The sequence below is a fragment of the Pontibacter saemangeumensis genome (assembly GCF_039541895.1).
Lineage (GTDB): Bacteria > Bacteroidota > Bacteroidia > Cytophagales > Hymenobacteraceae > Pontibacter > Pontibacter saemangeumensis.
The window spans coordinates 290161-311738 of sequence record NZ_BAABHC010000004.1; the positions used below are offsets into that span (position 1 = coordinate 290161).

Sequence of the window (21578 nt, forward strand, 5' to 3'; positions counted from 1 at the left end):
AATCTCATCGTAACAGCTTTGCCTGCTATATATCAAGGATTGAAAAGAACATCTACATGCATGGCTGAAAAGTATCTTCTCCTGAACGGTAATAAATTTTACTACGACGAGATCTCCGAATATTCCTTCCGCAACAGCATTCCCCTGAACGGCTATGAAACCAAGACGCTGGAGTTCTGCCGCAACTGGCTGAATGGCGTGCAGGAGTTCCCAATGCAGACTTCGGGCTCGACGGGGGTCCCGAAAACGATCAGCCTGACGCGGCAACAGATGGAGGCGAGCGCCCGCCGCACTATAAAGTTGCTGAACCTGGCGCCTGGCGATCAAGCGTTTATATGCCTGAACACTGATTTTATAGCCGGAATGATGATGCTGGTGCGGGGCTTCATGGGGGAACTGCAGATGACAATTGTGGAGCCAATCGGTAACCCGCTAACCCTGCTGGGACGCGAGCAGAAAATCGACTTCACTTCCTTTGTGCCGATGCAGTTGCAAACAATTCTGCACGAAACGCCTGAGGCGCTGCCACAGCTGAACCGGGCAAAAGGGATTCTGGTTGGCGGCGCTCCTGTTTCCCTTTCCCTGCACCGGGAGCTCCAGCGCATAGCGACACCCATTTACCTGACGTACGGGATGACCGAAACCGCCTCCCATATCGCCGTTCGCCGCCTCAACGGACCGGGTGCAGCTGATTATTACGACGTGCTGGACAATATAAAAATTGGCATCGACAAACGTGGCTGCCTGACCATTCTAGGCGATGTCACAAACAAGGAACTACTGGTGACAAATGATATCGTAGAGCTCCTCACCCCTACCCGCTTCCGTTGGATTGGTCGCCTCGATAACATCATCAACACGGGCGGCGTGAAAGTACAGGTGGAGAAAGTAGAGTTAGCTGTCGCTGAGGCTTTTTCCGATGCAGTTGAGTCGCCCCGGTTCTTTGTTGCCCCACAACCGGACGAACTCTTAGGTGAAAAAATTGTGCTGCTAATAGAAGGCGGGCAACTGGCGCCGGCTCAAGAGCAGGAGCTCTTCCGCCGGCTGCATGCGCTGCTGCAAAAGTTTGAGGTTCCGAAACAAATTCTTTACACACCATCTTTCTCAGAAACAGCCACCGGAAAAATCTCCCGTCAAACCACCATGCGCAAAATGGGCTTACCCACTGATTAGGCGTATATAAAAGTTGGCTTTGCTGCTTCAATGGGATAAGCAGGAGAAGAATAAAATCTTTATGGGTTACTACCTAACTATCTACTTAACAAATACTTATATATACTTAAGGTTGTTAATTCTGGAATAGCAGTATGCGCATATACACTTAGCATCATCATTTAAACCTGCCATGAAGAAGCTTTCAACCTTGCACGTACTAAATGGGGATGGGACGATGCCCGTCTTTACCACGGCAAACATTCCGGGCAAGGTGCTGGTGTGGCGGGAGGTTTTATCCGAAGGCCCGGCTGTAGCCTCCCTCCCCGAGCAAGAATTCTGGCAACAGCGGCAGGCCTATATAACAGCTACTTACCTTGAATCCCCTGAAGGCTATCAGGAAAAAGTGCTGCAGGAGCTGCCGAAGCTAAGGGCATCGGGCGGCATGTTCGAGGTTGTGCTTTGGTTCGACGCAGACCTGATGTGCCAGGTAAACCTGCTTTACCTGCTGCATCATCTGTCCCGACAACATCCGAAAATAATCTCCATTTGTACGCCACCGCCAGGGCAAAGCATTGGTCTGATGAAACCAAAAGAGCTGCAGCAGCTATTTGAAAACAGACTCCAACTCTCAGATTCACAGCAAAAGCAGGCTCATGCGATATGGCTGCTCTACGCCAGCCCTGATCCGCTGGAACTGCAGCGTTACCTAACGGAAAACATTATCTTGCTGCCACATCTGCAGCAGGCACTGCATCTGCACCTTCGTCGCTTTCCCGACTGCGGAAATGGTTTAAACTATCCGGAACGGGTGTTGCTGGAGTTGTTGCAGACGGAAAGGTTTACAAAAGAAGAACTGCTAAAAAAATTCTGGGAAACAGAATCTGGAAATGGCTATGGCTACGGAGATTCACAGTTAGAACACATCCTGCAACGCCTTCAGCCAGCAATTGACCAGGAAGAAAACCATCTAACTATTTCTACAGTTGGGAAGCAGTTGCTGCAGGGGAAAAAAGCTCTTGTACCAGAAAGCAAGTGGCTTGGAGGCGTGCTCATAAAGCCAGCCGATTTTTACTGTTTCGACGATAAGAGCCAGTTGCTTCAGAAATCCTGATCAGCTACTGCTTCGTTGCAGATTTCTGGCCCCAAATCTGCATATAACCTGCTACACCTGTACTTTTAAGAAAAGATTATGAAGTTAAAGCAAAAGTATACGCTGGTGCTCGCACTAAGCCTCCCCCTCACTGCCTCTATCTTTAGTTTTACGTCGGCACAAAAAAAGATCACTAAAATGCCGTCGCAGCAGAAACAACACGTGCTGGTAAATGCATATGGCAGCAGCGACAATAAGTTCGAAACGCTCTCCGGCATTCATTTATATCCCGCTAAGAAGGGTACCTACGAACTAAACTTCAGCCAGGACTTAAAGGAAAACGGCGTACTTGAGATCAAGAACAGAGCAGGAAAAATTGTATATCAAAAGTCGGTCAGTATTTCTTCGAAGCAATCATCGTGGCGCTATAACGTCGGCAAGTTGCGTCCAGATACTTATCTGATCGAAGTAAAAACAAGCGACACTACCTACTGGACGAAATTTAAGGTAGGCAAATAAAATTCAGGCTGTTATAGGAATAGCCCAAGCTTATATAAGTGCCCGGGCTATTAGTATAATGACAATGAAATATAATAACTTCTCCTTCTATAACTGATAATAACCAATGCCAGCGCCTGCTCTTACTGATTTACCCGGCCTGTTCAGTAACATAGACATATACCTGTTCGATCAGCTGCTAAAAGGGCGAATTAAAAAAGGTTCGCAGGTTCTGGATGCAGGATGTGGGGAAGGCCGCAACGTGCAGTACCTGATGGAGGCAGGTGTCACTGTCTACGGAGCAGATGTTTCGGGTGAAGCCATAGGGGCAGTTCGCCAACTCGCCCGGCAGGTGGCACCCGAACTTTCACCGGAAAACTTTGTAGTCGCAGATTTAGCCCAGCTGCCTTTCGATGACGGGCAGTTTGATGCAGTGCTCTGCAGCGCGGTACTTCATTTCTCAAAAGACGAAGACCATTTCAGGCGCATGCTCAAAGAGCTTTGGCGGGTGCTGCAACCAGGTGGCATGTTTTTCTGCCGCCTTAGCACAACGATTGGAATTGCCGGAAAGCTGCAGCAACTACATGGAAGGCACTATCAGATGCCGCATGGCCCAGCTTGGTTTTTAGCCGATGAAGAATTGATCCGTTCCATCACCACCTCGCTTGGAGCAACTTGGCTGGAGCCCTTAAAAACAGTGTTGGTGGAGCATGACAGAAGCATGACGACCTGGGTACTGCAGAAAACCTTTATTTAACATTTGTTAAAACAGGTATGATCATATCCACATCAACTCGAAACACTTTTGGATTCATTACCGGACAAACCAAATTATTAAACACCTGGTTTTCATCAACTTAATAATAACAGCCTTTAGTATCTATTAGCAATAATAGCGGTAGGTTTTTCGTAATGCATTTCACCTTTCTACAGCGTCCCCTCCTGGGAGGTGCAAGGGTGTGTTCAGAAGAACAGCTAAGTAAGGAGGAGATGGGATATAAGGTGTATAACCGGTTCCTGTTGCTAAAGAACCTCCTGTCATTCTTTAATAATAAAAAACACCCTCCCCTCGGCCTGCAGTAAATAATGAGGTCCGGGAAAGGGTGCTTTTATAAATTAATCCTGCTATTCCTTAATCTTAAGAATTCAGCAGGTTATTGACAATGTAGTCGTGGCTTTGGCTGATGCTCTTGTAAGGATCCATACCTGCAGCAAAGTTCTCCTGCTCCACAAAGATGTGCTCCGCCTCAGCCTGTACTTTCGAGAACAAAGTTTTGTAATCAATGCTACCGCTTCCTATTTCCGTATTTAGTGACTTGTCGTTTTTGTCCATGTCCTTCACATGCCACATCACAAAACGGCCTGGGTGTTCCTGCATCATGGCAACAGGGTCTTTGTCTGCTCTGTAAGCCCAATACAGGTCTAACTCCATCTTCACCAGTTCAGGGTCGGTTTCGCTCAGCAGAATCTCATATCCTGTGGTGTCACCAAATTGCTTGAACTCGAAATCGTGATTATGGTAAGCCAGCTTCAGGCCCTCATCATTCACCTTTTTAGCAGCCTCGTTGATGCGCTGCGCTAATTTTTTATAGCCGGCTGCATCCTGTCGAAGATTGTCACCCAGGTAAGGAATGGTGATATAGGTCTGTCCGATTGTTTTGGCGGCGTCTATATAAGACTGCAGCAGTTCCTCATTACCACCTCCTAAATAAGGATCCAAACCATAGTGTCCGCTTGGGCTCGTCAGGTTATTCGCTTTCAGCAGCTCATTGAATGCATTCGCATCTAAGCCCCAGAAGCCATTCTCTTTGGAGTAGCCATAAGTCTCAACCTCCTTATACCCTGCTGCGGCAACTTTGGGGATCACAGCTTCAATACCTTCCGCTTTGATCTGATCGCGCAAAGAGTACAACTGTAAACCAATAACGGCATCAGATGCTGTTTCAGTAGTGGCTGCATCAGCATCTGCTTCTGCCGTAGCAGTTTCCTCGGCATTTTCGGTATTTGAACTGCACGAGATAATGGCAGGAGTCAGGAATACACCGGCAGATAGTAAACCCGCCTGGCGCAGAAAAGATCGTCTTTTATTCATTAGCTTTAGTTGAAGTGTAAGTATGGATGTATCTATTTATCAAAAAGTTAAACGTCGCATATCTGAATTGCATGTCGCAGTGAAGCAAGCTTATCAGGTTTTGCAGGTATAAACTCCTGGGCTACAAAACCTTTGAAGCCGGTATCTTTGATGGCTCTCATGATAGCAGGATAATTCAACTCCTGCGACTCATCGATCTCGTTACGACCCGGCACGCCTGCGGTGTGGTAGTGGGCTATATATGGGTGGCTGTCTTTGATGGTGCGGATTACATCACCCTCATCAATCTGCATATGGTAAATGTCGTAAAGCAGTTTGAAATTCTCAGAACCGGTTGCTTTGGCCAGTTCCACCCCCCAAGCCGTGTGGTCGCACATGTAGTCTTTGTGGTTAATTTTGCTGTTCAGCAGTTCCATCACCAGCACCACCTTGTGCTTCTCTGCCAGCGGCAGCACCTTCTTCAGGCCCTCAGCGCAGTTTTTAAGTCCTGTAGCATCGTCCATGCCTTTACGGTTGCCACTAAAGCAGATGAGGTTCTTGTATCCTGCTTTGGCCACACGCGGTATCATATCCGAATAATTCTTAATCAGGGTAGCATGGTGTTTTGGATCATTCCAACCTTCTGTGAGGCTAATCTCTGCCCCGTTACACATCGTGGATTCTAATCCGTGCTTCTGCAAAATAGGCCAGTCTTTTGGCCCTACAAGGTCAATCCCTTTAATGCCCATGTCCTTGGCGGCAGCGCAAAGTTCTTCTACAGACAACCCGTCGAAACACCAGCGGCAGACGGAGTGGTTAATGTTTCCCTTCAATTTAAAGGCAGAAGTCTTTTCGGCAAACGCCGCTAGAGGATGTAACATACCCGCTGTGGTTACGGCTGCTGTGCCTGCTAAAACATTTTTTATGACAGATCTTCTGTTAGGGTGCTGTGGCATAAGGTAAATTAAAGCTTTATATACTTAAGATAAACTATTCACTTCTGTTGTGCCTGACGCAATTATGGTTGGATTTTCCTCTACAGCCTTATTCCCTCCTGTCCTGTCTTTGAAAAGGAGCAGGAACAGCAGGAGCACCCCACCGGCTATTCCGGCCGGTATAAGCCAGACGGATTGCCAGTCGTGCCCACCTCCAGCGGATTGATAGGCATCTACAATCACACCTGACAACAGGGAGCCCATCAGCATCCCCACTCCATATGTTGCCAAAGTTATCATGCCCTGTGCAGCGCTTTTAAAGCGCGGACCAGCCAGGTTATCGGTATAGATCTGGCCAGTTACAAAAAAGAAGTCATAGCAGATACCGTGCAGGACAATACCCCCGATCAGCATCCAGTAATTGGCTTCTATATCCCCGAAAGCAAAAAAAGCATAGCGAAGCACCCAGGCAAACATACCAATCGCCAGCATTTTTTTTACCCCGAGCCTGACAAAGAACAGCGGCATCAGGAGCATAAACAGCAGTTCCGACATCTGCCCCATCGCCTGCTTGCCTGCAGCGGATTCCATACCGAGCTCGTTCAGGAACGGGTTTGTGAAATTGTAATAGAAGGCAAGTGGTATGCAGATGGCCACAGAAGCCAGGAAGAATGTCAGGTAAGAGCGGTTCTTCAGTAAAGCAATGGCTTCTAAGCCGAGCATATCTCCTATGGAAGCCTTCCCGGCCCCTTTCACAGGCGGTGTATTGGGCAAGGTGAAGCTGAAAAGGCCAAGTATGGCGGAAGCAATGGATGCCATCCGGAAAGTTAAGCCGAGGTTGCCATTCTGTTCCCAATTGAGCCAACCAATGGTCAGGCCGGCGATGATCCATCCGAGGGTACCCAGCACCCTGATCGGGGGAAATTCCTTGCTTGGATCCTGCATCTGCCGAAATGAAACAGAGTTTACCAGCGCCAAGGTGGGCATATACAGGATCATATAGACCAATATAACCGGATAGAAACTATCAAAGTCCGGAACAACGGAGGCATACCACAGCAGCGCCGCCCCTACCAAATGCAGCACGCCCAAGATGCGTTGCGCTGGGAAAAAACGGTCTGCGATAAGACCAATGATAAACGGAGCAACGATGGCTCCGATAGACTGCGTTAAAAAGGCAACCCCCACCTGTGTGGCGGAGGTTGCCAGTTCAGATAAAAGATAGGTTCCCAATGTCACAAACCACGCTCCCCAGATAAAAAATTCCAGGAACATCATAAACGACAGCTTGACACGGGTGACCAGAAGCATGCTTATTATATTAGCTTATAAAGGATTTATCGCAACTTGAGCGAGAACTACCGTGCTTCATGGGAAGTGATAGATTATAAAGCACGGAAGGTATTATGCCTGAGAGCTTTTTTTAAAGCTCTTTGATCATAATATCTTTGTACCACACTGCATCGCCATGGTCCTGCAAGGCGATTTTGCCAGACTTGAAGGTACCAAAGTCCTCCATGTCTTTAAACTTGCTTCCGGCAACCATTTTCTTCCAGTTATCATCCCACAGCGTGGTGGTCACAACCTTCTCCCCGTTCTGGTATAGCTCTAGTTGCCCATCGTTGCTGATGATCTCCACATGATTCCATTCGCCTGCAGGCTTGACAGTTTCCGGGCTGCTTGCGATCAAGTCGTATAGGTCACCGGCGCGGTGTTTATTGATCTTTGCATCCGGGTGCCCTTCATTGTCCAGCACCTGCATCTCAAGCCCGGTATTATAGGTGTTCTGGTACTTCGCGGGATCTTCCTTGACATAAAAGATGATCCCGCTATTACCGTTCTTAGCCACCTTCCAGTCGAGTTTCAGATGGTAGTCACTGTATTCTTTGTCCGTAACGAGGTCGCCGCCTGTTTTACCGCTTTTCTTGGCAGCTGGGTCGAGGTAAAGCGCCCCATCCACCACCTGCCAGGCCTGCCCTACACTGTCTGAGCCGTAGGTGTGCCAACCCTCCGTGGTTTTACCATCAAAAAGCGGGGTCCATTCTTCATTTTCTGCCATAGGTTCAGCAGTTTCTTGTGTCATGGCTGTGTCAGTTTCTGTTTCTGATGTATTCGACTGGCAGGATATAAGCGCTGCCAGGGCGCAACAGGCGGCTATGTTTCGGATCATAAACTTACTTTCTTAGAGATAGAATGTATTTAGACATTTCCTGGGCATCTTCCATTTTCAGGTCAGGATGCGGCGTCATCGGGATTTGCCCCCAAACACCAGATCCACCTTTAATGATTTTATCCGCCAGGTAATCCACGTTTTTATCATTCATCTCATATTTGGCTGCAACCTCCTGGTAAGCTGGCCCAACCAATTTCTTGTCTACCTGGTGGCAGGCAAGGCAGTCAGACATCGCAATGAGGTTTTTTCCCTTCTCGAAGTCATCTCCGGCAGCCGGTTTGGTTTGGGATGCGGCAGGCGCACTTGCCGTTGCCGCGGCACCGCTGGCGGGGGTGGCTTCTTCTTCAGACGCTGTGGCATCGGTAGCGGCAGGAACCGTGGCCGTACGATCAGTGCCGATGTCGTTGATGCTGGTATCCACTTCTGACTGACGTGTTGCCGCACTCATCTCTGCCTCCGAAGTAGAGTTATTGTAGTATTCCTCTCCTTCTACCTGGTTTTCAGAGTTGCTGCAGGCAGCGAAAATCGCGCAGCAGCTAAAAACAAATAATACCTTTTTCATAATGTTGTTTTGTTTGAATGGTAATTAAAGGCCTAATATAGTGCGATTTTTTGCGTCATCTATACCCGTGGCGGCAAAATCATCGAAGGCTTTTTCTGTGACCCTGATTATGTGGTCTTTAATGAAAGTGGCTCCCTCGCGGGCTCCGTCTTCCGGGTGTTTTAATGCGCATTCCCACTCCAGCACGGCCCATCCCTTGAAATCATATGCTGTGAGTTTGCTGAAAACTGACTTAAAGTCTACCTGCCCATCTCCCAATGAACGGAAACGACCGGCTCGATTTACCCAGTTCTGGTAACCGCCATATACTCCCTGGCGGCCGGTTGGGTTAAACTCCGCATCCTTAACATGGAACATACGGATTCTTTCATGGTATATATCGATGTACTCGAGGTAATCAAGGCACTGCAGCACAAAATGGGAAGGGTCATATAACAGACAGGCTCTTTGGTGGTTATTTACTTCCTTCAGGAACATTTCGTAGCTCACGCCATCGTGCAGGTCCTCGCCGGGGTGTATCTCGTAGCACAGGTCTACTCCTGCCTCATCGAAGGCATTCAGGATTGGGGTCCAGCGCTTGCCTAATTCCTTAAAACCTGCTTCCACCAGTCCTGCCGGGCGCTGCGGCCACGGGTACACAGTTTGCCAGAGTAAAGCGCCACTGAAAGTAGCATGGGCATTTAAGCCTAAGTTCTGAGAGGCTTTGGCGGCGTATTTTAACTGCTGCACGGCCCACTCGGTACGCGCTTTAGGGTTGTTGTGGTATTGTTCCGGGGCAAAGCCGTCAAAAAGCGTGTCGTAAGCAGGATTCACCGCAACCAGTTGCCCCTGCAGGTGCGTCGAAAGCTCCGTGATTTTCAGCCCCTGGTCTTCCACAATACCTTTTATCTCATCGGTATATGCCTTGCTTTCTGCGGCTTTCTGTAAATCAAAGTACTTGCTGTCCCATGTCGGGATTTGAACGCCTTCATAGCCGAGGCCTTTTGCCCAACGGCATATGTTCTCTAAGGTGTCGAACGGAGGCTGATCGCCTAAAAACTGCGCTAAAAATATGGCTGGTCCTTGTATCGTCGTCATAGTTTAATATTAGATAGTAAAGTCAATCCATTTCTGATCTGATTTGCCCGATGCAATCACGTTCTCGATGAAGGCCATGCCCCGCACCCCGTCCTGAATGCCCGGGTAGTCCTGCCACTCCGGCTGTGGCTCCTCTCCTCTCATACGCGCCTTCACGCACAACGCGAAATTTCGGTACAGGTTTGCAAATGCCTCCAGATATCCCTCCGGATGGCCGGCGGGGGTACGTGTATTATGCTGTGCAAAAGAGCTTAGGTAATTGCCTCCCGCTGTGCGGTAAATCTCTGTAGGGTGGTTTAGCCTTTTTACCTGCAGGGAGTTCGCGTCCTCCTGCTGCCACTCCAGCCCGCCGAGTTCTCCATATACGCGAATTTTAACATTGTTTTCTTCACCGTTGGCAATTTGCGTGGCAAAGAGCACCCCGCTGGCACCGTTGTTAAATTTAAGGAGAGCAGCGCCGTCGTCGTCAAGCAGCCGGCCTTCTACCACCACGTTAATATCGGCGTTGATCTTCGTTACGGATAAACCGCTTACGTATTCGGCAAGGTTGAAGGCATGTGTCCCAATGTCTCCCATTGCGCCGGCGATTCCGCTTTGCTTCGGATCGGTGCGCCAGGTGGCCTGCTTAATGTCATGGCTTTCTACGCTCCCACCCTCTTTAAACGTACTGAGCCAGCCTTGTGGGTACTCCACATACACTTTCCTGATCTTACCCAGTTTGCCGGAAGCCACGAGCTGACGGGCCTCTTTCACCATAGGGTAACCCGTGTAGGTGTGCGTAAGGCAGAAGAGATTCCCTGTTCTTTCCACTACTTCCTGTAGTTTCAGCGCCTCCTCCAGGGAGAATGTCATGGGCTTATCCAAAATGACATGGAAGCCATTTTCGAGGGCGAGTCTGGCAGGTTCGAAGTGCACGTGGTTCGGTGTCACGATGCTGATGACCTGCACGCGCTCGTTTTCCGGTAGCTGCTTTTCCTTCTCAAACAGCTCCTGGTAAGAGCCATATACACGCGAGGCTGGCAGCCCGAGATGCTCGCCGCTTGCCTTTGATTTATCGGGGTTGCTGCTGAAAGCACCACACACCAGATCATATTCGTTATCTAATTGTGCTGCGTTGCGGTGCACGCCTCCAATAAAAGCGCCTAGCCCTCCGCCTATCATGCCCAATCTGAGTTTTTGATGCATTTACGGTTTTTTGAGGTTTAACTTTGTCTTATAATTTGCAAAGGATATTTAACGTACGTAAGTGCCAGCTATATATAACTTATCTTGCGGGAAGTTATATATAGCTGGCACTTAGCAAAATGCACTCTGCCGATCAGGTGGCCCAGGCTCTGTCGCCTTTCTTGTAAGGCATACAGCCATCATATCTCCCCGGAACTGGATCATAGCGAAGGGCCTGTGTAGCTCCCACCTCTGACGAGAAGTAACCCAACAGTGTGAGTTCTTTCATCATACGGAAATAGTGGTTCGGATCTTCCGGACCTTTGGTTCGCTGGTGTTCCTTCTGTTCCGCATCCAGGGCTGTAAGCAAGTCAGTGCGCTGCTTTGGATTTAGTTGCATGAACTCCTTGTCGAATTTTTCATCGCTGGCCTTGTTCAGCTTATCGAAGCCTTCCAGGAAAATCTTCTGATCTTCCGGTGTGTAGCAATCCCTGACCATGACGGCCATAAACTCCCCTACATTGGCAGCTTTAGCGCCGGGGGTATTGGTCGTGGGGAGAATAGTATCCCCTACCTCATTCAAAAATGAGATCTGCTCGGGCTTAAATAGATCGCTGACGTCTTTCGACTTGGTGGTGCAGGAAACCAGCATCTCGGCGCTGATCAGGGTACCTCCCATTAGCCAGGCTACGGCTGTTATTGCTTCGCGTCTGTTCATATACTTCAAATGACAGCTTATTTATATATCTTTTTTATGGCAGCACAAACAAATGCTGCGAATGAACATGTTTTCAAAACTTTAAGCACCTAATTTCCAGCCCTTCCGATACTCCCGCTTCACAAACTGGTTTACCTCGTCAAAATTGGTGATGCGCATGTTCTGGTTATCCCACAGCAGCTTTACATATCTGCCAGGGTAGTCGTATCCTTCGCCGGAAGCCTTTGGCTTTCGGATATCATAACCGCGGATAGCGAGGTTTGCCATGAGCAGTGCCTCTGTAAGCGGTCCGGATATTTCGAAGGGCGCGCTCAGCTCTTTCTTGCCGTAGCCCGCGATGGCACCTTCTACCCACTGTGCGTAATGCCCGCTGGCGCTGCCTGGCACCCGTGCAAGCTTTTGCGGCACTTTTACCTCTGTTGTTCGGGAAGTAGGCAGCAGGCGGGGATTCTCAGCATAGGTGCTGGCCATCATTTTACCTTTTGTACCTACGAATAGTACCCCGTTGCCTCCGTCACCGAAAACCTCGTTCGGGCCTAATTCTTCCGGGCGCTCCGGCTGTATACCGCCATCCATCCAATGAAGTTTTACAGGGCCTTTCGTTTTTGGGGTTTTCGGGAAGTTCAATACCACGTGGCTAGATGGCGGGCAGCTTTCAGGGAAATACCCCCGCTTAAACTCATCCACGTACACACTGCCCACACTGGCCTGTACATCAGTGGCATATTGCAAACCCAGCACGCTGAATGGCGCCTCGATCAGGTGGCAGCCCATATCGCCAAGGGCTCCGGTTCCATAGTCCCACCAGCCGCGCCAGTTAAAGGGCACGAGCTTTTCTACGTATTCCTTGTAAGGGGCGGTGCCTAACCACAGATCCCAGTCCAGGCCTTTCGGTACCTGACCGTTACCGGTAGGCCATGAAATTCCCTGTGGCCAAACGGGCCTGTCGGTCCAGGCGTAGATGGTGTGCACATCGCCGATCACATCCGCATCGTACCACTCGCGTAACTGCCGAACACCGTCTCCTGAAGCCCCCTGATTACCCATCTGCGTCACCACCTTATATTTCTTGGCGGCATCCGTCAGGGCGCGCGCCTCGTAGATGTCGTGTGTCAAGGGTTTCTGCACGTAAACGTGCTTGCCCAGCTGCATGGCGGCCATTGCCTGCACGGCGTGGTTATGATCCGGGGTCGAAACAGAGACCGCATCTATGTGCTTGGCCTCCTTGTCGAGCATTTCGCGGTAATCTTTGTAATATTTTGCCTTCGGAAAGTTTTTGATCGAATTGGCAGCCCTCCTGTCGTCCACATCGCAGAGGTAGGCGATCTCCGCCTTCCCGCTCTTATGGAAGCTGGCAAGGTCGCTCTCGCCTTTGCCCCCCACACCGATACCGGCTATCACCAGCCTGTCGCTGGGTGCCAGGAAGCCTGGCCCACCCAATACATGGCGGGGAACAATCAGGAAACTGGCTGCCGCTACGGCACCTGCTTTCAGGAAATTTCTACGCGAACTGTTCGCTGCTGTATTGTCTGTTTCTTTTTCTGACATAACGCCTGATGTTTTACTATATAGCCTCCGCTGCAATAGGTGAAGCTATTATCATTATGAGTTTATAAGCCGGAAAATGCTGCGCCCTCCGGATCTTTAAAATAAGAATTAAATGTTTTGTCGCTTCATCTCGTTTACGGCATGGTCTACGGCTCGCGCAGTCAGTGCCATATAGGTGAGCGAAGGGTTCTGGCAACCGGCAGATGTCATAGCAGCGCCATCGGTCACGTACACATTGGTTGCGTCCCACACCTGGTTGTGCGCGTTCAGCACCGAGGTCTTCGGGTCTCGTCCCATGCGGGCGGTTCCCATTTCGTGTATTCCCTGCCCCAAACCGTAGTCAGCGTCGTAGGTGTTCACGTTTTTCACACCGGCGATCTCCAGCATTTCCTTGGCGTCGTTCATCATGTCCTTGCGCATCTTCCGCTCGTTCTCTTTTATCTCTGCGTCGATGGCCAGTACAGGCAAACCCCACTTGTCTTTCTTGTTCTTGTCGAGCGTCACCTTGTTTTCGTGATAAGGCAAGGTTTCGCCAAAACCGTTGATGCCCATGGTCCAGCTTCCAGGTTCAGTCAGCGCGTCCTTAAACTCTCCGCCGATGTTCATTTCTGCGATCTCACGGCTCCAGCCTTCACGGCCGGCACTGCCCTGGTAACCGAAACCGCGGATATAGTCACGCTTGTCTTCGCCGATGTTGCGGTAACGCGGTATATAGATGCCGTTCGGGCGGCGGCCATAATAGTATTTATCTTCATAACCCTCTACCATACCGGAGGCGCCCACTTTAAAGTGGTGGTCCATCAGGTTGTGGCCAAGTTCCCCGCTGCTGCTGCCGAGTCCTTCCGGCCATACATCGGTGGCAGAGTTCATCAGCACCCATGTAGTATTGAGAGCAGAGGCATTCAGGAAGATGACCTTCGCGAAGTACTCATAGGTTTGGTTTGTTTCCGCATCCAGCACCTCCACACCCTTCGCCTTCTTGGTATCCTTGTCATATATCACTTTGGTCACGATAGAGAAAGGGCGCAGGGTCAGGTTTCCGGTGGCCATGGCGGCTGGCAGCGTTGCCGACTGCGTGCTGAAGTAGGCGCCGAACGGGCAGCCAAGCCAGCATTTGTTGCGGTACTGGCAATTGGAGCGGTCGTGGTGTGGCTGCGTCAGGTTTGCCGCACGGCCGATAATCATATGGCGGTTGTTGTTGTAGTGCTGCTTGATGCGTGCTGCCACGTCTTTCTCCACGCAGTTCAACTCCATCGGGGGCATGAATTCACCATCCGGCAGGTGCGGGATATTCTCTTTGGAGCCGCTGATACCGGCAAATTTCTCCACGTAGCTATACCACGGGGCCATCTCGTCATAGCGAATAGGCCAGTCCACGGCTATGCCATCCTTGGCATTGGCCTCGAAATCGAGGTCGCTGAGGCGGTAGCTCTGGCGGCCCCACATCAGGGAACGCCCCCCCACATGGTAGCCTCTGTACCAGTCGAAGCGCTTCACCTCCACATATGGACTCTCCTTTTCGTTTACCCAATAATCGAGGTTGCGCTCATTCAGCACGTAGTCGCGCCGCAACACCGGGTAATTCTTGATCATTTCCTGTGTGCGGCCGCCGGCGTGCGGAAACTCCCAGGGGTGCTTGTTTGCATTGGTGTAATCCTTCACGTGCTCTATGTTGCGGCCACGCTCCAGCATAATGGTTTTAAGGCCTTTTTGCGTCAGCTCTTTGGCAGCCCAGCCACCGGATATCCCGGAGCCAACAACTATTGCATCATAAACATTTTCAGCCATAATTCAGGGTGATTAGCTATTTTGAGTTTAAGCTTCATAAGCTCCAAAACTGTGGAGCAATCAGTTAAAAAGATCAATCAGACACAGAGGGGCAAGAAATGATCGAATAAGTTTAAAGCTAAATTTCATTATTTGCAAGTTTAAGCGCTAAATACTGCTGTATATAGTTGAGTACTCACTACGCAAGGGCCTGTCTGCTACCTTTCCCCCTGCTACCGGACGCGCTTTACCTCTTTAATAATCAAAACCTTATGATACACCTAACATGAAAGCCTTCCTTTGGAGTTCAATAAAGCATCTTTCCTGTGCCTGAGGTAGTGATTTAAGCAGTTTCTAGATAGAAGCACACCAGGGAGTGAGCCTGTACTTCCTTCACGGTTACATTGCTCAAACTTAAATCATCAACTGCCCCATCCGGTATAGGCACAGCGAGTCAATGCGTACTAGCGGAGTTTGCTAGCTAAATGCTATAAGGGCCAAAAAAAACCTCACAGGTTATCAAACCTGTGAGGTGCTTATATATAATATATATAACATTACTTTGGAAGTTTGTAGCAGTTATTCGGTCCAGCGGCCCATCTTGCCTAACTGGTAATCTTGGAAAGCTTCCTGAATCTCCTGCTCTGTGTTCATCACAAACGGTCCATGAGAAACCACCGGCTCATTAAAGGGCCGGGCATGACCCAACAAAATATAAGCATCTTCCAGGGCCTCTACTTTTATTTCCTCACCCTCCTGCTCAAACTCCACCAGGTGCAACTTGCTGATGTGCTGCCCGTTCACATTTACCTGTCCCCTTACCACATAGAAGAAAATATTGCGCTCCGCCGGTATGGCTGCAGTAAAGGTGCCGCCCTGCTTTAGTTCGATGCTGCCCATGGCAATGCCACCCAGGGATGCGATGGGCCCCTCCACATCACCCCATTTGCCAGAGATCACGTTTACTATCACGCGGCCTCCGTCCTCTGTCTTCGTCGGAAGCTCGCCCTGCTGCAGCCCGATGTAATTCGGCTTCACCATTTTATGCCTTGCGGGCAGGTTAAACCAGAGCTGCAGAATTTCCAACGGACCGCCCTCCCGCTTGAATTTGTCGGAAGAGACCTCCGCGTGGATCAGGCCGGAGCCTGCGGTCATCCACTGAACACCTCCCTTTTCAATCACGCTTTGGCCCCCTCCGGTGTCCTGGTGCATGATATCACCTTTCAGGATAAACGTGAGCGTTTCAAAGCCCCGGTGCGGGTGGGGCCCAAAAGGCAGACCGCTGTTGTTGGGGCCGTACGTCTGCGGACCGTGGTGGTTCAGAAACAGGAACGGGTCTATATACTCCACCTCCCGCGTCGGCAGCGCCCGGTACGTGACCAGGTTTCCAATGGGGGCACTTACCGCTTTGTGGACCTTCTTTATCTTTCTTGTTGCCATATATAAATCTTGTTGTGATAGCTTAACCATATATAAAAACACTCAATCGTGAAGATGCTGCGCCCTTGCCTTTTTTACTGCCAATCACTCTTGCTCCTTTTCTCTTGATATGACCATTGAATGAAAAAGCCGGAGAAACAGCGAACACTGCTCCTCCGGCTTAAACTCATTTCAAATCACTCTAAGCAAATAAGTCGGAGGAGAGATAACGGTCGCCGCGGTCGCAGATGATGCATACGACCACCCCCTCGTCCAATTGCTCTATCAGCTTGGTGGCGGCAAAGATAGCCCCGCCGCTGCTCATGCCGGCAAAAACCCCTTCTTCTTTGGCGAGGCGGCGTGTCATCTTGGTGGCTTCATGCTGCGAGACGTCAATGGTCATATCCACGCGCTCTTTCTCAAATATCTTTGGCAGGTACGCTTCCGGCCAGCGCCGAATCCCAGGAATCTGTGAACCCTCCACGGGTTGTGTACCCACGATCTGCACTCCGCTTTTCTGTTCCTTCAGATAGCGCGACACGCCCATGATCGTGCCTGTGGTGCCCATGGAAGAAACAAAATGCGTGACCTGGCCATCGGTATCGCGCCAGATCTCGGGGCCGGTGGTGTGGTAATGTGCCAACATATTGTCGGGGTTGGCAAACTGGTTCAGCAGGAGATACCCCCCCTGCGACACTTTATGGTTCACATAGTCAATCGAGCCTTCCATTGATTTCTCAGCGGGTGTCAGAATAACTTTGCCGCCGTAGGCCTCCATTGTCTGTACGCGCTCCTGCGTAGCGTTGTCAGGCATCACAAGCTCAATGTCCACCCCGAAAAGTCGCGCGATCATGGCGAGGGCGATGCCTGTATTGCCGCTGGTAGCCTCTATCAGCTTCATGCCCGGTTTCAGCTCTCCCCGGTCCAGGGCCCCTTTGATCATGCCGTAGGCGGCGCGGTCTTTCACGCTGCCGCCCGGGTTGTTGCCTTCAAGCTTGCCATACAGCTTTACACCGGGTTTTGTATTGATATGCTGCAGCTCCACCAGGGGGGTGTTGCCGATTAAATCGAGTAAAGTAGCCATTCGTGTTCGGATGTGAAGTTTACTTTTTCCTAAACCACAAAAGTAAAAGGTTTGTTGTAAAACGGGTAAGGTAAGAAGCGCATTGGCAATATCGACCAGGAAGTACTATAACGGAATCTCCCATGCCACTTCAACCTTCTAGCTGAAGCGCATGAATTTACAGAACTTCCCAGAAGATGATTGTATATATAAATCCTACGCTGCTATATCCGTCTGGGCGGGATTTATATATCAAATCAACAAAAATGCTACTTGTTCATCAGGCGCAGCAGTTCTTCTGCGGCCCCCTCTGAGGAAGCGGGGTTCTGCCCTGTGATCAGGCGGCCATCGCGTACCACATGCGGCTGCCAGTCTTCGACCTTGGAGTAATGCCCTCCCAGCGCTTTCAATTTGTCTTCCACCAGAAATGGCACCACCTCCGTCAGTTTCACGGCCTCTTCTTCAGTATTGGTGAAGCCGGTCACGTTTTTCCCTTTCACCAGTGGTTCGCCATCCCCTTTCTTTACTTTAGCAAAAACAGCCGGGGCATGGCATACGGCCGCTATCGGCTTTCGCTGCTTTTCGAATTCCTCCAACAGCCGGATAGAATCCTCACTTTCGGTAAGATCCCACAGTGGGCCGTGGCCTCCGGGATAGAAGACGGCATCAAAATCTTCTGCCTTCACGTCACTTAGCTTCACCGTCTGAGACAGTTTCTGCTGCAGTGCCTTGTCATCGTAATAGCGCTTAGTGGCCTCTGTCTGCGCGCCCGGTGCTTCACTGCTTGGGTCAATAGGCGGTTTCCCTCCTTTCGGTGACGCCAAAGTGACTTCCACGCCTGCGTCGGCGAGCACGTAGTAAGGTGCCGCGAATTCTTCTACCCAGAAGCCGGTTTTATGGCCGGTATCGCCCAGTTTATCATGCGAGGTTAATACAATTAATACTTTCATAGTTTTAGTTTTATTATAATGGAGTATAACCCCAAACCTATTACTGCAATTTTGTTCAATCTACAATTTGATATACAGCGATTAATATGATTTAGAACGAAAGTTCTTTTCATAGACCAGGAGAGAAGCAAAAGATGGCCGGGCGAGTCAGAAACCTTTCCTCCTTAGCCATATATAAAACGTATACGGCACGGCATCGCTGATGAGTTATATCCTTTTCACTTCCTCTTTCCCGTTTTAACAGGAGTTGTCAGTGAGCCTGGAAAATTTAAACCGCAATTCAACTCATAAGTTTTACAAACTGATTTCCGAAAACATCCAAAAGGGGCGGCTGCCCTGCAGGCTGATAGAAACGAGCTATTTTGTACCTTTGCCCCCTAACCCTGCCAGCTTTGAGCCAAGCCATCCGAAAGATCATCCACGTGGACATGGACGCCTTTTTTGCGTCGGTGGAGCAGCGCGACAACCCGGCGCTGCGGGGAAAGCCGGTGGCAGTAGGCGGCTCGCGGGAGCGCGGCGTGGTGGCTGCGGCCAGTTACGAGGCGCGCAGATTTGGGGTGCATTCGGCGCTCGCCTCCAAAATTGCGGCGCAGCGGTGCCCGCAGCTGCTGTTTGTAAAACCGAGGTTTGAAGTGTACAGTGCCGTGTCGCGCCAGATCCGGGAAATCTTCTTTTCCTATACCGACCTGGTGGAGCCGCTGTCGCTTGACGAGGCGTACCTGGACGTGACGGAGAACAAAATCGGGATGCCTTCTGCAAGCATCATTGCCAAAGAAATCAAACGGCGCATTTTCGAGGAAACAGGCCTGACGGCGTCGGCGGGCGTGTCATACAACAAATTCCTGGCGAAGATTGCCTCGGACATGGATAAGCCCAATGGTTTCACACTCATCACGCCGGACCGGGCGGAGGAACTGGTGGCCAGCCTGGCAATAGAGAAATTCCACGGGATCGGCAAAGTGACGGCGGCCAGGATGCAAAGCATGGGCATTGTAACGGGGGCCGACCTTCGGCAGCGCACGGAGGAAGAACTGGTGCGTAACTTCGGGAAGGTGGGCCGCTACTATTACCGCATCTCCCGCGCGCTGGACGAGCGCGAGGTGCAGCCGCACCGCGTCCGCAAGTCTATTGGCGCAGAGCGGACCTTTGACGTTGACCTGACGGAGGAACAGGAGATGCTGGAGCGCCTGCACTACCTGGCGGCGGAAGTGGCCCAGGATATGGCGCGGCTGCAAGCGACAGCGAAAACAGTGACCGTTAAAATAAAGTATTTCGATTTCACGCTGAACACCCGCAGCAAAACCTTCCTCAGCGGGTTCAGTTCCGCGGACGCCATTTACACCATCGCCCGCGACCTGTTACGTACGCCCCAGCTTCCCCCATACCCGGTGCGCTTGCTCGGTATAGCCGTCTCCAGCCTCCTTTACCAGCACGACAAGCAGGAAGGCTACCAGCTGACGATAGAGTTTTAGTCATTGCCTTCGCTATATATAACATGGTTCATTCCCCTGGGCTGCAATGCCTCCTGCTTTACTGCCTTTCCGTGGGGCAAACAACTTGCGCAAAGCAGCGGCTTCTGTCCCACATACATAGGAGAGATGTAGCAGCTGATTTATTTTTTAAAAGAAGCACACCTACCTCCACTCCTATATAAGTCGCTAAAAGGAATCTTGTAAGTTATCTGATATGGCTCCCGTATTTATCAGGATAATCAAATAATAACCGTAACTTTGCAGCCCATAAGACTTACCCTAACTTATGGCTACTAAATACATTTTCGTTACAGGCGGCGTTACGTCATCCCTTGGCAAAGGCATCATTTCCGCCTCTCTTGCTAAACTGCTACAGGCAAGAGGCTTCTCTGTAACCATCCAAAAATTTGACCCATATATCAACATAGACCCCGGCACGCTGAATCCCTACGAGCACGGCGAGTGCTTCGTGACGGAAGACGGCGCTGAAACCGACCTAGACCTGGGCCACTACGAGCGCTTTCTCAACACCCCTACCTCACAGGCGAACAATGTCACCACCGGCCGTATCTACAACCATGTGATCACGCAGGAGCGCGAGGGCGCTTACCTGGGCAAAACCGTGCAGGTAATTCCGCACATCACGGATGAGATCAAGCGGCGTATGCTGCTTCTGGGCCAGAATGGCGAGTTCGACATCGTGATTACAGAGATTGGTGGCTGTGTGGGCGATATAGAGTCACTTCCGTTTATTGAGGCCGTCCGCCAGTTGCGCTGGGAACTGGGTGTGCACGAGTCCTGTGTGATTCACCTCACGCTGGTGCCGTACCTGAAAGCGGCCGGCGAATTGAAAACCAAGCCGACACAACACTCGGTACGCGCTTTATCGGAGGCCGGGGTGCAGCCGGATATTCTCGTGTGCCGTTCTGAGTACCCGCTTCCGGCGGAGATGCGCAAGAAGATAGCCCTCTTCTGTAACGTGAAGACTAATTCCGTGATTGAGTCGCTGGATGCGGAAACCATATATGACGTGCCGCTGCTGATGCGCAAGGAGAAGCTGGACGAGCGCGTGATCAGCAAGCTGAAGCTGCCGCACCGCATGGACCCGAACCTCGACAGCTGGAAAGAGTTCCTGGGACGCCTCAAAAACCCGACCGCTGAAGTTACCATTGCCCTGGTCGGCAAATACGTGGAGTTGCCGGACGCTTATAAATCCATCATCGAGTCGTTTGTGCACGCGGGCTCTGCCAACGAGTGCAAAGTGCACATCAAATCATTCCAGTCAGAGAACATCACCGATGAGAATGTGGAGTCTTTGCTGCGGCAGATGGACGGAGTGCTAGTGGCACCGGGATTTGGGGAGCGCGGGTTCAGAGGCAAGCTGGAGGCCATCAGGTTTGTGCGGGAGAACAACATCCCTTTCCTGGGCATTTGCCTGGGCATGCAGTGCGCCGCCGTGGAGTTCGCGCGCAATGTGCTGGGCCTGGTGGGCGCCGCCTCCACCGAGATGGACGCTAACACGCCCTACCCGATTATCGATATGATGGAAGATCAAAAACAAGTGAAGCAAATGGGAGGAACTATGCGATTAGGTTCCTATACTTGTGAACTAAAACGCGGGTCTAAGGCTTATTCTGTATATGGCAAGGCTAAAATATCGGAGCGCCACCGCCACCGTTACGAGTTCAACAACAAGTACTTAGCCGATTTCGAAGCGGCAGGAATGATGGCATCGGGCATCAACCCGGACACAGGGCTGGTGGAGGTGATCGAACTGCACAACCACCCCTGGTTTATCGCGGCACAATACCACCCGGAGCTAAAAAGCACAGCTTTAACGCCGCACCCGCTCTTCGTGAAGTTTGTGAAGGCGGCTATTAATTACGCTAAATCTAAATAAGCACAATACACACAAT

Annotated in this window: 19 protein-coding genes; 6 read left to right on the forward strand and 13 right to left on the reverse strand. The window is 50.6% G+C overall.

Annotated features, from left to right (window positions below):
* Nucleotides 1–60: 60 nt before the first annotated feature.
* The 4 genes from ABD920_RS05870 (at nucleotide 61) to ABD920_RS05885 (ending at nucleotide 3500) form a co-directional block, all read left to right on the forward strand.
* Nucleotides 61–1173, forward strand: coding sequence for an AMP-binding protein (locus ABD920_RS05870; protein ID WP_345157483.1), 1113 nt, complete (start codon nucleotides 61–63; stop codon nucleotides 1171–1173).
* Nucleotides 1174–1345: 172 nt separating this feature from the next.
* Nucleotides 1346–2266: a DUF1835 domain-containing protein gene (locus ABD920_RS05875; protein WP_345157484.1), complete on the forward strand. Its 921-nt coding sequence runs from the start codon at nucleotides 1346–1348 to the stop codon at nucleotides 2264–2266.
* A 78-nt stretch (nucleotides 2267–2344) separates the two neighbouring features.
* On the forward strand, nucleotides 2345–2764 hold the full coding sequence (locus ABD920_RS05880; RefSeq protein WP_345157486.1) for a hypothetical protein: 420 nt from the start codon (nucleotides 2345–2347) through the stop codon (nucleotides 2762–2764).
* Nucleotides 2765–2870: 106 nt separating this feature from the next.
* Entirely contained in the window at nucleotides 2871–3500 is a 630-nt protein-coding gene (locus ABD920_RS05885) for a class I SAM-dependent methyltransferase (protein ID WP_345157487.1), read from the forward strand.
* Between the two features lie 381 nt (nucleotides 3501–3881).
* Here the strand turns inward: ABD920_RS05885 and ABD920_RS05890 are convergent, their stop codons facing one another.
* From ABD920_RS05890 to ABD920_RS05950, 13 genes are all read right to left on the reverse strand, one after another.
* Entirely contained in the window at nucleotides 3882–4835 is a 954-nt protein-coding gene (locus tag ABD920_RS05890) for a sugar phosphate isomerase/epimerase family protein (RefSeq protein WP_345157488.1), read from the reverse strand.
* Between the two features lie 47 nt (nucleotides 4836–4882).
* Nucleotides 4883–5695, reverse strand: a complete 813-nt coding sequence (locus ABD920_RS05895) for a hydroxypyruvate isomerase family protein (RefSeq protein ID WP_345157490.1) — start codon at nucleotides 5693–5695, stop codon at nucleotides 4883–4885.
* A 99-nt stretch (nucleotides 5696–5794) separates the two neighbouring features.
* Nucleotides 5795–7060 carry a nucleoside permease gene (locus tag ABD920_RS05900; RefSeq protein WP_345157492.1) on the reverse strand — a complete coding sequence of 422 codons (1266 nt, stop codon included), beginning with the start codon at nucleotides 7058–7060 and terminating at the stop codon, nucleotides 5795–5797.
* A 112-nt stretch (nucleotides 7061–7172) separates the two neighbouring features.
* Nucleotides 7173–7808: a 3-keto-disaccharide hydrolase gene (locus ABD920_RS05905; RefSeq protein WP_345157494.1), complete on the reverse strand. Its 636-nt coding sequence runs from the start codon at nucleotides 7806–7808 to the stop codon at nucleotides 7173–7175.
* Between the two features lie 115 nt (nucleotides 7809–7923).
* The gene (locus tag ABD920_RS05910; RefSeq protein ID WP_345157496.1) at nucleotides 7924–8484 is read right to left on the reverse strand and encodes a c-type cytochrome; all 561 of its coding nucleotides are present in this window, start codon (nucleotides 8482–8484) and stop codon (nucleotides 7924–7926) included.
* Between the two features lie 24 nt (nucleotides 8485–8508).
* The gene (locus ABD920_RS05915) at nucleotides 8509–9561 is read right to left on the reverse strand and encodes a sugar phosphate isomerase/epimerase family protein (RefSeq protein WP_345157497.1); all 1053 of its coding nucleotides are present in this window, start codon (nucleotides 9559–9561) and stop codon (nucleotides 8509–8511) included.
* 9 nt (nucleotides 9562–9570) lie between these two features.
* The gene (locus ABD920_RS05920; RefSeq protein ID WP_345157498.1) at nucleotides 9571–10746 is read right to left on the reverse strand and encodes a Gfo/Idh/MocA family protein; all 1176 of its coding nucleotides are present in this window, start codon (nucleotides 10744–10746) and stop codon (nucleotides 9571–9573) included.
* A 133-nt stretch (nucleotides 10747–10879) separates the two neighbouring features.
* Nucleotides 10880–11443: a gluconate 2-dehydrogenase subunit 3 family protein gene (locus ABD920_RS05925; protein ID WP_345157499.1), complete on the reverse strand. Its 564-nt coding sequence runs from the start codon at nucleotides 11441–11443 to the stop codon at nucleotides 10880–10882.
* A gap of 81 nt (nucleotides 11444–11524) precedes the next feature.
* Nucleotides 11525–12991 carry a Gfo/Idh/MocA family oxidoreductase gene (locus ABD920_RS05930; protein WP_345157500.1) on the reverse strand — a complete coding sequence of 489 codons (1467 nt, stop codon included), beginning with the start codon at nucleotides 12989–12991 and terminating at the stop codon, nucleotides 11525–11527.
* A gap of 108 nt (nucleotides 12992–13099) precedes the next feature.
* The gene (locus ABD920_RS05935; protein ID WP_345157502.1) at nucleotides 13100–14779 is read right to left on the reverse strand and encodes a GMC oxidoreductase; all 1680 of its coding nucleotides are present in this window, start codon (nucleotides 14777–14779) and stop codon (nucleotides 13100–13102) included.
* 558 nt (nucleotides 14780–15337) lie between these two features.
* Nucleotides 15338–16198: a pirin family protein gene (locus ABD920_RS05940; protein WP_345157503.1), complete on the reverse strand. Its 861-nt coding sequence runs from the start codon at nucleotides 16196–16198 to the stop codon at nucleotides 15338–15340.
* Between the two features lie 181 nt (nucleotides 16199–16379).
* Nucleotides 16380–17261 (reverse strand): cysteine synthase CysM, encoded by an 882-nt coding sequence (gene cysM, locus ABD920_RS05945; protein WP_345157504.1) that lies wholly within the window; start codon nucleotides 17259–17261, stop codon nucleotides 16380–16382.
* A 248-nt stretch (nucleotides 17262–17509) separates the two neighbouring features.
* On the reverse strand, nucleotides 17510–18190 hold the full coding sequence (locus ABD920_RS05950; RefSeq protein ID WP_345157505.1) for a type 1 glutamine amidotransferase domain-containing protein: 681 nt from the start codon (nucleotides 18188–18190) through the stop codon (nucleotides 17510–17512).
* A 383-nt stretch (nucleotides 18191–18573) separates the two neighbouring features.
* Here ABD920_RS05950 and dinB point away from each other — a divergent pair, with 383 nt between their 5' ends.
* Both dinB and pyrG read left to right on the forward strand, forming a co-directional pair.
* On the forward strand, nucleotides 18574–19662 hold the full coding sequence (gene dinB / locus ABD920_RS05955) for a DNA polymerase IV (protein ID WP_486357929.1): 1089 nt from the start codon (nucleotides 18574–18576) through the stop codon (nucleotides 19660–19662).
* A 286-nt stretch (nucleotides 19663–19948) separates the two neighbouring features.
* Entirely contained in the window at nucleotides 19949–21562 is a 1614-nt protein-coding gene (pyrG, locus tag ABD920_RS05960; RefSeq protein WP_345157508.1) for a CTP synthase, read from the forward strand.
* Nucleotides 21563–21578: the final 16 nt, after the last annotated feature.